Genomic DNA, 13,604 nt, shown 5'->3' with positions numbered 1-13,604 from the left:
GCATGATGAAGTAGGGAAATACCAAAGTCCCGCCCAGCCGCAAGGACCTCAGCTAGAGAATGTTCGAAACCCGCTGAACACAGGCGCAGGCGCCTTTACCGTTGCCGGCTGGACATACGCGCATGCACCCGGCCCCGGATAATCCGTGACCGAGTTTGTTCAGTGAGGTTTCGACGCCCCGCTCGCCAGCTTTCCCGCGCTTGCCTTCGCCCCGGATGCGAGCCTGCGCGTCAGCGGCGACAGCAAGGCGGACGGCGTCTGCGATAGGCGAAAATCTGCGACCGGCATAAGCAGCGACCCATCATCGGCAGGACGGCTGCTCGCGGTCGTGGCCGTCGGTCGACCCCCGCATTATATGCTGCGCTCCTCATGCGCGACCACAGCATATAATGCGGCTTACTTCAGTTCCGGATGCCCAGGGCCTGACAAATATTGATCGTCACTCACCGACTCGAGCCAGTCCACGTTCCGGCCGTCAACAGCTTCCTGCACCGCGATGTGGGTCATTGCCGTAGTTGCGGTCGCGCCATGCCAATGCTTATGTCCCGGCGGACACCAGATGACGTCGCCAGCCTGAATTACAACGATTTCCTCACCTTCGCATTGAGTCCATCCCGTCCCTGCCGTGACGATGAGCGTTTGGCCGAGGGGATGAGTATGCCAATTCGACCGCGCGCCTGCCTCAAACATGGTATTACGGCACGACACGCGCGCCGGAGCGGGAGGAGTGCTGAGAAACTCAATGCGCACCTTCCCGGTGAAGCATTCGGGGGGAGCCCATTCCCAGTGATGTTCATTCGCTCGCGTCAATTTCATATCTGCACCATCATGACCAGCCGATGTTACTTACTCGATAGTATCCGAGCGGGAGGAGTGTTCAGCTGGTGGGCTTTCGCCGATCAGGACATGGTCGGGATCACGAACGAACCTAAGATACGGCTCGGGCTGCCGTCCTCCGCGCGCCCGTCCGCACGCGTATGATCGGGCCAGCGCTGGGTGATGGTCTTGACCTTGGTCCAGAAGCGCACGCCTTCCATGCCATGCTGGTTGGTGTCGCCGAAGGCCGAGCGCTTCCAGCCGCCGAAGCTGTGATAGGCGACCGGCACGGGAATCGGCACGTTGATGCCGACCATGCCGACATCGACGCGCGCGGCGAATTCGCGCGCGGCATCGCCGTTGCGCGTGAAGATCGCCACGCCGTTGCCATATTGATGGCTGGACGGCAGCGCGATCGCCTCTTCGAAGGTCGCCGCGCGGACGATCTGGAGCACCGGGCCGAAAATTTCCTCGCGATAGGAGGACATGGCCGGCGTGACATGATCGAACAGGCTGGGGCCGACGAAGAAGCCGCCCTCATGCCCCTGGAGCGTGAAGCCGCGACCATCGACCACCAGTTCCGCGCCTTCGTCGATCCCGGTCTGGATCCAGCCTTCGATCCGCGCCTTGTGCTCCGCGGTGACGACCGGGCCATAATGCGCATCGGCATCGGTAGAAATACCGACGCGCAACGCTTCGATCGCGGGGATCAGCTTCGCCTTCAGCCGCTCGGCGGTGTCGGCGCCTACTGGCACCACCACGGGCAACGCCATGCAACGCTCACCCGCTGAGCCGAATGCCGCGCCGCACAGGTCGGCGACGGTCTGGTCGAGATCGGCGTCGGGCATGACGATGCCGTGATTCTTGGCTCCGCCCATCGCCTGCACACGCTTGCCCGCCGCGACACCGCGCGAATAGACATATTGGGCAATGTCGGAAGAGCCGACGAAGCTGACCGCGCCGATGGCGGGATGGTCGAGGATCGCGTCCACCATCTCCTTGTCGCCATGGACGACCTGAAAGATGCCGTCCGGCAGACCCGCCGCCTGGAACAGTTCGGCGAGGCGCACCGGCACCGACGGGTCGCGCTCCGATGGCTTGAGAATGAAGGCGTTACCAGTCGCGATCGCCACCGCGCTCATCCACAGCGGGATCATCGCGGGAAAGTTGAACGGCGTGATACCCGCGCCGATGCCAATTGGCTGGCGCATCGAATAGACGTCGATCCCCGGCCCGGCCCCCTCGGTATAATCCCCCTTCAGCAGGTGCGGAATGCCACAGGCGAATTCCACGACGTCCAGGCCGCGCTGGATGTCGCCCTTGGCGTCACTGACCACCTTGCCATGTTCGGAGGCGAGCAGCCGCGCGAGCGACTCCATTTCCGCTTCCACAAGTTGCTTGAACGCGAACATCACCCGCGCGCGCCGCTGCGGATTGACAGCCGCCCAGGCCGGTTGCGCCGCCTGCGCCGCGGCGACCGCCGCTTCCAGATCGGCGGCGGCGCCCAGCCCGACACGCGCCTGGACACGCCCGGTATTGGGATCGAAGATGTCGGCGACGCGGCCGGACGAGGATCGCAGGCACGCGCCGGCGACGAAATGCTCCACCTCGCGGATGGTTGATATGGTCAACGTCTTTCTCCTCGAAACAGATCAGGACTGCGCGGTCGGCGCGTTCGTGCGCGCGAGCATGTCTTGCAATCCGGTCAGAATGCGCGCGAAAGCGCGATCGGCCGCCGGCACCAGAATGGTGAGACCCGTGAAGCCGTGGGTCAGATCGCCGAACTCCATCAGCTCGACCGGCACGCCGGATGTGCGCAGCCGCTCGGCATATTCCACCGCCTCGTCACGCAGCGGATCGACGGTCAGGACGGCGATCACCGCCTGCGGCAACCCGGACAGATCCTTCGCGGCCAAAGGCGAGAGACGCGGGTCGGCGCGATCGTGCCCGGCGCTGTACAGGGGATAGAGCTGGCGCAGCGAATGGGTGCGCAGCGAAGGGTCGGCATCCGCAAGGACCGATGCGCGCTGAAACGCGGTGTCGCGCAAATCGACCGCCGGATTGACGAGCAATTGCGCGTCGAAGCTTTTGCCCGGTCGCTCGTCGCGCAGCATGAGCGCCACCACGGCGGCAAGATTGGCGCCGGCGCTCTCCCCGCTTATGACCACCGGCCGGTGGCAGCCGCCCAAATCCGCGACATGATCGAGCGTCCAGCGCGCGGCGACGAGGCAGTCGTCGAGACCCGCCGGAAAGGGATTTTCCGGGGCCAGGCGGTAATTGCTCGTCACGACCACCATCGACAGGTCCCGCGCCATCCGGCGCGCGATCGGATCAATGATGTCGATACTGCCGACCGACCAGCCGCCGCCATAAAAATGGGCAAGCGTGCCGGCGACCGCCCCGTCGGGGCGATAAATGCGTATGGCGATATCACCCCGCGGACCGGGCAGCGTCAGATCCTCGATCGACGCCACCGCGATCGGCCCTTCGGGTCCGATCATCATGGGGCGCATGGCCTCGCCCATCGCACGATAGGCGGCGATATCCAACTCTTGCGATGCGGGGATCGGCATCTGACTGATCAACTGCTGTAATATGGGATCGAGAGCCATCTTCAATATCCTTTTGGATTGTCTGTCGCGGGCGCGCGCACGATCCACTCGTGCGCCGGGTCGTTGGCGAACACCCAGCGGCGCAGCGGCCCCGCCATCACGTTCAGATAATAGAGATCATAGCCGTGCGCGGCCACGACCGGATGGTAGCCGCGCGGCACCATGACGACGTCGCCATCCTCGACCGCGATCGCCTCGTCTATGGATCGATCGTCGGTGTAGACTCGCTGGAAGGCGAAACCCTGTGGCGGCGACAGCCGGTGGTAATAGGTTTCTTCCAGCAGCGTCTCGTCCGGGTCGGCATCACGATCATGCTTGTGCGGCGGGTAGCTCGACCAGTGCCCGCCAGGGGTAATCACCTCGACGACCAGAAGGCTTTCGGCTTCGGCCTTGTCGTCCAGGATGTTGCGGACATAGCGGGTGTTGGTGCCATGCCCGCGCGTCTCCTGCCCGACCTGCTCCGGCCCGATCACGCGCATCCGGCCCTTGTCCGTCGCCGGCGCGGTGCAGATGGCGATCTCGGCGAGGCTGTCCGCCTCGATCCGATACGGCGTTCCGGCTGGCACATAGACCGAGGTAGCCGGGCCTTCGAACACGTCCGCCCGCCCGCCGACGCCGGTGAAGCGTTCATGGTCGCCGGTGACGCTGATCGTGCCCGAGAGAATGACAAGGCACGCCTCGCGCCCCTCCTCCACCCCGTCATAGGCCTGGCCGGGCATCAGCCTTACGACGCGGAAGCCGACATAGCGCCAGCCCGCGCTCTGCGGCGTGATGTCCAGTACGACGCCGCTTGCGTCGGGCTTCTGGCTGCGGACGCGCAGGCTCATAGGACCAGCTCGGCATCGCGGGCGAGACGCCTGAGCGTGTCGAGGCCCAGTTGCTGATATATGCGCGGGTTGGCGATCGCAGGATCCTGCTCCGCCTCGATAACGATCCAGCCGGTATAGTCGACCCCGGCAAGCGCCCGTATGAACGGCGCAAAATCATAATCGCCATCGCCCGGCGTCGTGAACATGCCGCCGACGACCCCGTCGAGAAAGCTGGCGCCGCTGGCGAGAAACGCCTTGTGCCGGGCGGCGCGCACATCCTTGCAGTGAACATGGTTCACGCGCTCCAGCCGCTCGTGGACGACTGTGACCGGGTCGATGCCGCCGCAGAAGGCGTGGCCGGTGTCGAGCACCAGCCCGACATGGTCGCCGGTCACTTCGAAGAAACGGCGGAGTTCGGCGTCGGTCTCGACCACGGTGCCACAATGATGGTGGTAGGCAAAGCGCAAGCCGCGTTGGTTGACATGGGCCGCGACCGCATCCAGCCGCTGGCCGAAACGCACCCAGTCATCGCTGGCAAGCTGTGGATGCCTGTCGAGCCGGCTCGATCGGTCGCCATGCACCGCGTTGGATGTTTCGGCGAGGATGAATACGCTCGATCCCATCGCTTCGAGCAGCGCCAGATGATCCGCCATCGCCTCCATCTCGGCATCGGCGTCACGGACAAGCAGGTTCGAAGAGTACCAGCCGCCGACGATGTCGAGATCATAGCTCGCCATAATCGGCTTGAGCGTGGCGGCGTCGCGCGGGAATTTATTGCCCAGCTCGACGCCGTCGAAGCCTATTTCCTTCACATCGGTCAGCAGCGCGTCGAGCGTCGTGTCGCCGCCGAGTTCGGGCAGGTCATCATTGGCCCAGGCGATCGGGCTGGCGCCCCAACGGATCGTCATTTCACTTGTCCCTTTCTGGCATCGTCGTAGCGCGCCCGCGCCGCCAGCACGTCCGCGCGGGCGGAAACCTCCGGCACTGCGACGTCCCACCAGTGGCCGCCGGCCTCTGTCGTGGGCACGGGATCGGTATCGATCACAATGACGGTGCTGATCGGTGACGAGGCGGCGCGGGCGAGCGCGGCATCCAGTTCGGCAAGGCTCGCCACCTTCTCCGCGGCCGCGCCCAGACTGCGGGCATGAGCGGCGAAGTCGATCGCCGGCAGCATGTCGTGCCGCGTATCGGCGAGCAGATTGTTGAACGGCTGTCCGCCAGTCGCCTGCTGCAAGCGGTTGATGCAGCCATAGCCGCGATTGTCGAGCAGCACGACGGTGATCTTCAGGCCCAGCATGACTGAGGTCGCCAGTTCCGAATTGAGCATCAGATAGCTGCCGTCGCCGACCATCACGACCACCTCGCGCGACGGATCGGCCATCTTCACGCCCAGTCCGCCTGCGATCTCATAGCCCATGCACGAGAAACCATATTCGACATGATAGCCGCCCGGCCGGTGCGTGCGCCACAATTTGTGCAGCTCACCCGGCAGTCCGCCCGCCGCGCAAACGACCACGGTGTCGGCGCTCGCCTGTCGCCAGACCGCGCCGATGACCTGCGCGTCCGACGGCAGCGCGTCGGACGGCCTCATGGCCGCCTCGACCGCAATGTTCCACGCCGTCACAGCGGCGGCGTTGGCTTCGCGCCACGCCGCTGACGCCTGCCAGTTGTCAAGATGCGTAGCCAATGCCTCGATCACCGCGCCCGCATCGCCGACCACGGCATGGGCATCGTGCTTCGCGGTGTCGTGCGGGGTAACATTGACCTGAAACAGCGTCCCGCCGAACAGGGTGCGCGAGCCGGTGGTGAAATCCTGCAAGCGCGTGCCGATGCCGATCACCAGATCGGCCGTCATGGCCGCGCGGTTGGCGGCGCTGGAGCCGGTGACGCCGACGGAGCCGAGCGCCTCTGGCTGGTCCCACGGCAGCGCACCCTTCCCCGCTTGCGTCTCCGCGACGGGGATACCGGTCGAGCGCGCGAACGCCGCCAGCGCCGCCTCGGCGCGCGAATAGAGGACCCCCCCACCGGCAACGATCAGCGGGCTTTGCGCCGCGCGGATCGCGTCGACCAGCGCGGCGAGTTCGCCCTCGTCGGGCCGCACGCGCCGCCGCCGCCAGACCCGCCGCGCAAAGAAGCTTTGCGGCCAGTCATAGGCTTCCGCCTGCACGTCCTGACACAAGGACAGCGTCACCGGCCCGGCAGATGCAGGATCGGTCAGCACCGCCATCGCGCGCGGCGCGGCGTCCAGCAATTGCTCGGGTCGGGTTATACGGTCGAAATAGCGGCTGACCGGACGGAAACAGTCGTTGGCGCTGACCGTGCCGTCGCCGAAATCCTCGATCTGCTGTAATACCGGATCGGGGCGGCGGCTCGCATAGACGTCGCCGGGCAGGAACAACACCGGCAGTCGGTTGACATGCGCCAGCGCGGCGGCCGTCACCATGTTGGTCGCCCCCGGCCCGATCGAGGTGGTGCAGGCCATGGCCCGTTCGCGCCGGTGCGCCTTGGCGAAGGCGATGGCGGCGTGCGCCATCCCCTGCTCGTTATGCGCGCGATAAGTCGGCAAGCTGTCGCCGATATCGGCCAGCGCCTCCCCCAGACCCGCGACATTGCCATGGCCGAAAATCGCCCAGACGCCAGCAAAGAACGGCACCTCGTCCCCGTCAATGACGACATGTTGCGCCGCCATCCAGCGTACCAGCGCCTGCGCGGTCGTCAGTCGGATCGTCGCCATGCTCATGCCGCCTGCCCTTCGCGAACGGCGCGCCATCCATCGACGAGGACGGAGAAGTTCGCCGCCATCGCCGCCACCGCGCCTTCGTCGTCGATCGCGCCCTTCAGCCAGTCCGCTGCCGGCTCCGCCCATATGGTGCGGCCCACCGCGAAACCCTTGACCATCGGGCTGGTCGCCGCAGCGGCGAAGCTGGTCAGCAGCGCATCCTGCGTGGCGGCAAGACCCAACAACACTATGCCACGGCAATGGGGATCGTGTTTGCGGATCACCGCCTCCACCGCAGTCCAGGCGGCCGGTTCGACGGCCGGCTCCAGCTTCCACCAGTCGGGATAAACGCCCAATGTGTAGAAATGCTCAACCAGCGCCGCCACCGTATCGGTGGAGACCGGCCCGTGCTTGGACGCGATCACCTCCAGCAGCAGTTCGTGCCGCGTATGACGGCACGCCTCGAACAGACCCAAAATCTGTCGATCCTGGGCCTCGCGTAGCGCGGCGTCGTCGTCGGGATGATAGAAAACCAGGCATTTGACGACATGGTCGAGCGGCCAATCGGCCAGAATTGTCGCCGCTTCGCGTCCGCCCTCAAACTGTAGCGGGCGTGAGCCAGGCATCTCGATCGGACGGCCTATCCAATAGGGCGTATCCGCCGCCGCTTCGAGCGCGCGCGCGCCATAGCGCCCGTCCGCCAGCAGGCCATAGCCTGGGTGGTCATGCGCCACGCGCTCCAGCGCACGCAACGCCAGTTGCTTGAAGCGCGGTACGCGGTCGAGATTGCCTGTACCCAAGGTCGCAACCAACTCATCGAACTGGCTGCGATGATCGATCGCGAGCACGGTCAGGTCGGTATAGGCGGGATGACGGTTGCTCGACCAGTGCACCTGTTCCAGCGCCACGCTGTCGCGCAGCCGGTGCGGCCAGTCATCGCGCGCGAGGAACATCTGCAATTCCTGCCAACTTGGTTCCGCCGGGGCGCAGCCGTGTCGCGACACCACGATGGCCCCGCACGCATTGGCATAGGTGCAGCAGGTTTCGATCGACTCGCCTCGCAGCCAGCCGCGCAGAAACCCGGCCATGAAAGCGTCGCCCGCGCCCAGAACGTTGAATACCTCGATCGGGAAGCCTTGACCGACGATACCGCTATCGAGGCTATCAGGAATCGCGCCCGGAAAAGCCACGCACCCGTCGGCTCCGCGTTTGCAGACCAGCAACCCATTGGTGGCTGCCCGGATCGTTTTCAGCGCGTCGAGCGTATCGGTCGTGCCGCCCAGGATATGGATCTCCTCCTCGGTGCCGACGATCAGGTCACACAGCGGCAGCACGCTTTGCAACTGATTGGTCACGATCGCACTCGCGACGAAGCGATCTTCGCCATTATCCTTGCCGGCCAGACCCCACAGCACCGGGCGATAGTCGATATCGAAGATCACCTGTCCGCCGGCCGCCTTGGTCGCCCGCGCCGCCTTGAGGCTCGCGGCACGCACGTCGGGACGCGACAGATGCGTGCCATTAATAAGAAGTGCGGCGGCTGAGGCGACGAACTCGGGATCGATATCCGCTTCGCACAACGCCATGTCCGCACAATTTTCCCGATAGAAGATCAGCGGAAACGTGTCGGGGTCGCGAATGCCAAGGAGGACGAGCGCGGTCAGGCGATCGGGGTCGCTGACCACGCCGGTGACGTTCACCCCTTCGCGCGCCAGTTGCTCGCGGATGAAACGCCCCATGTGATCGGCGCCGACGCGAGTGATGAGTCCGGTGCTCAGTCCCAGTCGCGCGGCGCCGACCGCCGTGTTCGTCGGACTGCCGCCGATATATTTGGCGAAGGACCCCATATCTTCCAGCCTGCCGCCGACCTGCTCTCCGTAAAGGTCGACGCTGGACCGGCCCAGGGCGATGAGATCGAGGGATTTGTCGCTAGGTGCCGTGACGCTCACTTGATCATTTCCCCCTGGTGCGCCGATCCCGCGATGGCATCCGCCACCAGTCCGCGACTTTGAAACTGAAGGCCCAGTCGTTCGGCGTCGGCAAGTAGCTGAACCATGCAGACGAATGCGACGTCGTTGGTCGGATCGACCCAGAACCAGCAGCCCGCCGCTCCGTCCCAAAAATAGGTGTCGCGCCCAAGCTTTACGTCGGCGGCATCGGGATCCGTGATCGCCACGCCATTATAGGCATATTCATAGCCCGGCCGCAGCATATGCGGCGCGGTGCCATAGGCGCCGGTCAGGAGATCCGATGGCGTATGGCTGCGCGTCATTTCCGCGACCGAGCAGGCGCTCAATATTCGTGCCCCCTCCAGCTCACCCCGGTTCAGCAGCATCCGGGCGAAGCGCAGGTAATCGCCCGCCGTCGACACCAGTCCCCCGCCCCCCGAAGCGAAGGCCGGTATGCGGTCGTAAGGCAGCACGAGTTGGCGCGCGGGCAGAAACGCCATATTGTCGTAGGGCATCGGACCTTCGGCATTTGCTTCCACCAGCATGTCGCCGGGCAGCACATAAAGGCTGGCGAAACGGTCGCGCTTGGACGCCGGCACGATGAAATCGGTATCGACCATGCCGAGCGGCGCGAAGATGCGCTCGATCATGAAATCGCGCAAAGTCATTCCGCTCAGCCGCTCGACCAGCGCGCCCTGCACGTCCATCGCGACGCCGTATCGCCAGCCTGTCCCCGGATCGAATGCCAGGGGCGCGCGCGCCAGTCGCGCGAGATAGTCGGCAAGCGGCAGGTCGTGCGGGACGACAGGCACGCCAGCGGCGCGGAAGGCGCGATCGACCGGCTCGTCGCTGAAGCCGTAGGTAAAGCCGGCGCGATGCGTCATCACATGCTCGATCAGCACCGGCGTCGAGGGCGGCGACAGGGTGGGCAAGCCGTCGGCATCCATGCCCCGCAGCACTTTAAGTTCGGCAAGTTCAGGCAGATGGTCGGCCAGCCGATCTTCAGGCGCCCAGCGTCCTTCCTCACGCAGGATCATCATCGCGACGGCCATGACCGGCTTGGTCATGGAGAATAGCCGGAAGATCGTATCCGGGCGCATCGGCTCGCCGGTAGCGACGTCCTGCCGTCCTATAGCGGACATATGCGCGGGCCTGCCGCGATGCCAGGCCATCGTGACCGCGCCACTGAGCAGCCCACGATCGACCACGTCGCGAATCATCGCATCGATCGGCGCCCAGCCCGTTGCGGTGCCGACCGGCGACGCATCGGGACCGGACCGTTCCGTCACTAACTGCATGTCGGGACTAGATCCAGAAAGTTCATTCTACAATCTAATATAATGGAAATATTAATGCAAGGCCGCAATACGTAAGCCGCGCCTCCGCTCAACGCGCGATGCGAATCAGGATCGCACACACGCCTGCCAGCGCGGCGACTGCCGCACCGAAAAAAAACAGCGCCGGGTAGCCGCCGGCTTCAATGATGGACGCAGCGATCACGGGGGAAATGACTCCGGGGGCAGACCCCGCCGCCAGCAGGATACCCAGGTCGCGTCCGGCATGCTCTGGAGCAGGCAGGACGAGGGTAGCAAGCTTCAGGTCCAGGACGAAATAAGCGCCGAAGGTCAGCCCGATGCCGAGAGCGAAAGCGATCATTACCGGCCAGCTTGCGCTTGCCGCCGGCAGCATGGTGACGATCGCGGCCCCGAAAGAGGCGAGAGCAACGACAAACGCGGTGCGACCAATCCGGTCGGCAAAATAACCCGACCCGAGCGTGACCACCAGCCAGGTTATCGTCATTACGCTCAGCAGGATGCTCACCCCCGCGGCGACACTGCCGAAGGGCACCTTCGCGGCGCCGAGATAGTCCTGCACGATGTAGAACATATAGCCGTTCACCGCAAAATAGCACAGGAACATCAAAAAGCGCGATGCGAGCGCCAGCGCAAAGTTGCGATCCCGCACGCTGGAAAATTGCGTCAGGAAACTGGCGAGAGATAAGGGCTGCCGGGGCGCGACCGACATATCGATCGACGATTCCTCCGGCTCCAGCAGCACCAGCATCCAGATCAGGATCGTGAAGGGAATCGCCAGAATGATGTACCCGACGAGGGTGTTCGACGCGAACGCCGCCAAGTTGACGCCGCAAAATATCCCGACCGGCGCGCCGAGGCCGATCGCGGCGGAAGCGAAGCCAAGTTCATCGTCCGGGATACGGTCGGGCAGCGCGGCCAGCAGCACCGACTGGCAATAGTTCAGCACGAACCACAGCAGCGGCAGCGTCACCGCGAGAAAACTGACCGAACCGGCGATGCCCATGACAGGCATCAGGATCACGCCCGCGAGCCACGAGAGCACCAGCGACGGCGTCCGCCGCCCCCAGCGCGACCGCGTGCGATCCGAGACGGCGCCTCCTGCAAACAGCGCGATGACCGTAGTAACCGAGGCGAGAGTAACCAGCAGCGCCATCGTCGAGACCTTGGCATCGGGCGCTAGGCGCTGCACCACGGGGGGCAGCAGAATATTCTGCACGCCCTGGAAGATGGTGATGAGCGATGAATAGGCGAGGAACAGCAGGATAGCCAACCGCCGCGTCCTTGAGCGCAGCACCTCTGGCTGTCGCGCCGAAGCGGTGAATCCGATCATTTCGGCCATCCCAATATCCTCTCCGCCTCCGAAATACGAGAAATGCAACATCTGTCAATAAATTATGTGGAATATTCATTCCATAATATGAGGCGGGAAAGTCGGACTTGCAGAGAAATATACTTCACAACGCCCGGCTTTGCGGCTACCTGATCGGAACATATATTCTATTTTATAAGAGTTCGGATATGATTGGTATTGCAGTTATCGGGGCCGGCCGAATCGGCAAGATCCATGCCGCGAACGCTGCGGGCAATCCGCGGCTATCGCTGAAATATATTGTCGATCCCTATGGCGACCCTGCCGGGCTGGCGCAGGAACATGGCGCGCAGACGACGGACGCGGAGCATATCTGGGCCGACCCCGAGGTCGCCGGCGTCGTGATCGCGAGTTCGACGGACACGCATCTCGACTACACGCTCGCCGCAGTGCGGGCCGGAAAGCACGTATTCTGCGAAAAGCCGCTGGATCAGAATGTCAACCGCGCACTGGGGGCGCTGAAGGAACTGGAGTCCGCAGGGCCGAAGGTGCTGCTCGGCTTCAATCGCCGCTTCGATCCCAACTTTGCCAGCCTCCGCGCGCGGCTTTCGCAGGGCGAGATCGGCGCGCTCGAGACGCTCCACATCATCAGCCACGATCCCGCGCCCCCGCCGCCCGCCTACATCAAGACATCAGGTGGCATCTTCAAAGACATGTCGATCCATGATTTCGACATGGCGCGCTGGCTGCTGGACGAGGAGATCGAAAGCGTTTTTGCCTCCGCCTCCGTGCTGGTGGACCCGGAAATCGGCACTGCGGGCGACTTCGACAGCGCGAAAATCATCCTGCGCACCGTCACCGGCAAGCTGTGCGTTATCTCCAACAGCCGACGCAGCGGCTATGGCTATGACCAGCGTATCGAAGCCTTCGGGTCCAAGGGGCTGATCCGCGCCGACAATGTGCTCGAGACCACAGTGCAAAGCTGGACCGAGCCAGGCGCGAAGACGGCGCCGTTCGAGAACTTCTTCCTAGACCGTTACGCTGCCGCTTACCGGATCGAGATGGAACATTTCGCCGACGTGTTGGAAGGCAAGGCGGCGCCTCTTGCGGATCAGCACGATGGCGTAGGCGCGCTGCTGTTGGCGGAGGCGGCGGAACAGTCCGCGCGCACCGGCCGCGTGGTCACACTTGGAACCGGCGGCGATTAATGAGCGCCGGCAAAGGTCGCTTCGTGGGCGTGCCCTTTCCGCTCGCGGCGTCGAGCGAGATGCTGTTCGTCGATCTGCCGCCGCTGGAGCGCGTGCGGCGAATCGACGCCGCCGGTTACCTGGTGGAAATCTGGGACTGGACGCGCCACGACATCGACGCACTGGCCGCGAGTGGCGCCACTTTCTCATCGATGACCGGCTATATTCGGGGCCGCCTCGCCGACTGTGACGGCGCCGATGAGTTGCTGGCGACGGCGCGTGAATCGGTGGCGGTCGCAAAGCGGCTGGGCGTGCCTCGACTCAACCTGCACGGCACCGGATTGGGTGGCGACGGGCTGCCGCTGCGCCCTGCGACCGAAGTGACGGGCACCATGTGGCTGCAAGCGGGGGATACGTTGCGCCGCCTCGCCGATCTGGGCGATGAAGCAGGCGTCACCTTTGTGCTGGAAAATCTGAACGCGCCCGTAGATCATCCCGGCGTCCCTTTCGGCAAGGCCGCCCAATGCCTGGAACTGATCGCGTCGGTCGACCGTCCCTCGATACGCCTGATGCTCGACCTCTATCACGCGCAGATCGGCGAGGGGAATTTGATTGAACTTTGCCGCCAGGCGCTGCCGTACATCGGCGAGATCCAGGTCGCTGATGTGCCGGGCCGCTGTGAACCCGGCACCGGCGAGATCAACTATTCCGGTATCGCGCGCGCACTATCCGCAATGGGATATGAAGGCCCCGTCGGCCTGGAGGGTTGGGCATCAGGCAATCCTTCTGCTGCGCTCGATGCATTCCGGGCTGCTTTTACGGTAGTTTAGCAATATCGGGATGCCGCTTTGCCGCCACCTGCGACGCTGCTGAAATGTCAGGTGGTA

The 13,604-nt window shown here is 64.4% G+C and carries 11 protein-coding genes; 2 read left to right on the top strand and 9 right to left on the bottom strand.

Annotated elements, in window-relative coordinates; genetic code table 11:
• Positions 1-396: 396 nt before the first annotated feature.
• The 9 genes from ACODSN_RS05845 to ACODSN_RS05805 form a co-directional block, all read right to left on the bottom strand.
• Positions 397-816, bottom strand: coding sequence for a (R)-mandelonitrile lyase (locus tag ACODSN_RS05845; RefSeq protein ID WP_489053865.1), 420 nt, complete (start codon positions 814-816; stop codon positions 397-399).
• A gap of 83 nt (positions 817-899) precedes the next feature.
• Positions 900-2,432 (bottom strand): CoA-acylating methylmalonate-semialdehyde dehydrogenase, encoded by a 1,533-nt coding sequence (locus ACODSN_RS05840; protein WP_489054127.1) that lies wholly within the window; start codon positions 2,430-2,432, stop codon positions 900-902.
• 36 nt (positions 2,433-2,468) lie between these two features.
• Positions 2,469-3,428, bottom strand: coding sequence for an alpha/beta hydrolase (locus ACODSN_RS05835; protein WP_489053864.1), 960 nt, complete (start codon positions 3,426-3,428; stop codon positions 2,469-2,471).
• Positions 3,429-3,430: 2 nt separating this feature from the next.
• Positions 3,431-4,255: a 5-deoxy-glucuronate isomerase gene (iolB, locus tag ACODSN_RS05830; RefSeq protein WP_489053862.1), complete on the bottom strand. Its 825-nt coding sequence runs from the start codon at positions 4,253-4,255 to the stop codon at positions 3,431-3,433.
• Positions 4,252-5,145 (bottom strand): myo-inosose-2 dehydratase, encoded by an 894-nt coding sequence (gene iolE, locus ACODSN_RS05825; protein WP_489053861.1) that lies wholly within the window; start codon positions 5,143-5,145, stop codon positions 4,252-4,254. The genes iolB and iolE overlap by 4 nt, the downstream gene beginning before the upstream one ends.
• Positions 5,142-6,977, bottom strand: coding sequence for a 3D-(3,5/4)-trihydroxycyclohexane-1,2-dione acylhydrolase (decyclizing) (gene iolD, locus ACODSN_RS05820; protein WP_489053859.1), 1,836 nt, complete (start codon positions 6,975-6,977; stop codon positions 5,142-5,144). Before iolD ends, iolE begins: the two co-directional genes overlap by 4 nt.
• On the bottom strand, positions 6,974-8,905 hold the full coding sequence (locus tag ACODSN_RS05815) for a bifunctional 5-dehydro-2-deoxygluconokinase/5-dehydro-2-deoxyphosphogluconate aldolase (RefSeq protein ID WP_489053858.1): 1,932 nt from the start codon (positions 8,903-8,905) through the stop codon (positions 6,974-6,976). The genes iolD and ACODSN_RS05815 overlap by 4 nt, the downstream gene beginning before the upstream one ends.
• Positions 8,902-10,203, bottom strand: coding sequence for a serine hydrolase domain-containing protein (locus ACODSN_RS05810; protein ID WP_489053856.1), 1,302 nt, complete (start codon positions 10,201-10,203; stop codon positions 8,902-8,904). Before ACODSN_RS05810 ends, ACODSN_RS05815 begins: the two co-directional genes overlap by 4 nt.
• An 88-nt stretch (positions 10,204-10,291) precedes the next feature.
• Positions 10,292-11,560 (bottom strand): MFS transporter, encoded by a 1,269-nt coding sequence (locus tag ACODSN_RS05805; protein ID WP_489053855.1) that lies wholly within the window; start codon positions 11,558-11,560, stop codon positions 10,292-10,294.
• A gap of 179 nt (positions 11,561-11,739) precedes the next feature.
• Between ACODSN_RS05805 and iolG the strand changes: the two genes are divergently transcribed.
• Together iolG and ACODSN_RS05795 are read left to right on the top strand one after the other, a co-directional pair.
• Complete coding sequence (gene iolG, locus ACODSN_RS05800; RefSeq protein ID WP_489053853.1) at positions 11,740-12,738, top strand: inositol 2-dehydrogenase; 999 nt, start codon at positions 11,740-11,742, stop codon at positions 12,736-12,738.
• Between the two features lie 59 nt (positions 12,739-12,797).
• Positions 12,798-13,547, top strand: coding sequence for a TIM barrel protein (locus tag ACODSN_RS05795; RefSeq protein ID WP_489053852.1), 750 nt, complete (start codon positions 12,798-12,800; stop codon positions 13,545-13,547).
• The last annotated feature ends 57 nt before the right edge of the window (positions 13,548-13,604 follow it).

The organism is Sphingobium sp. FG11, assembly GCF_057809915.1.
Note: the sequence above shows the minus strand (reverse complement) of the source record. Positions and strands in the feature narration are given on the sequence as shown.

What these genes read in the sequence shown, in the direction of transcription:
- ACODSN_RS05835 (WP_489053864.1), bottom strand. Translation starts at nt 3,428, where the DNA reads ATGGCTCTCGATCCCATATTACAGCAGTTGATCAGTCAGATGCCGATC.
- iolE (WP_489053861.1), bottom strand. Translation starts at nt 5,145, where the DNA reads ATGACGATCCGTTGGGGCGCCAGCCCGATCGCCTGGGCCAATGATGAC.
- ACODSN_RS05810 (WP_489053856.1), bottom strand. Translation starts at nt 10,203, where the DNA reads ATGCAGTTAGTGACGGAACGGTCCGGTCCCGATGCGTCGCCGGTCGGC.
- ACODSN_RS05805 (WP_489053855.1), bottom strand. Translation starts at nt 11,560, where the DNA reads ATGGCCGAAATGATCGGATTCACCGCTTCGGCGCGACAGCCAGAGGTG.
- iolB (WP_489053862.1), bottom strand. Translation starts at nt 4,255, where the DNA reads ATGAGCCTGCGCGTCCGCAGCCAGAAGCCCGACGCAAGCGGCGTCGTA.
- ACODSN_RS05845 (WP_489053865.1), bottom strand. Translation starts at nt 816, where the DNA reads ATGAAATTGACGCGAGCGAATGAACATCACTGGGAATGGGCTCCCCCC.
- iolG (WP_489053853.1), top strand. Translation starts at nt 11,740, where the DNA reads ATGATTGGTATTGCAGTTATCGGGGCCGGCCGAATCGGCAAGATCCAT.
- iolD (WP_489053859.1), bottom strand. Translation starts at nt 6,977, where the DNA reads ATGAGCATGGCGACGATCCGACTGACGACCGCGCAGGCGCTGGTACGC.
- ACODSN_RS05795 (WP_489053852.1), top strand. Translation starts at nt 12,798, where the DNA reads ATGCTGTTCGTCGATCTGCCGCCGCTGGAGCGCGTGCGGCGAATCGAC.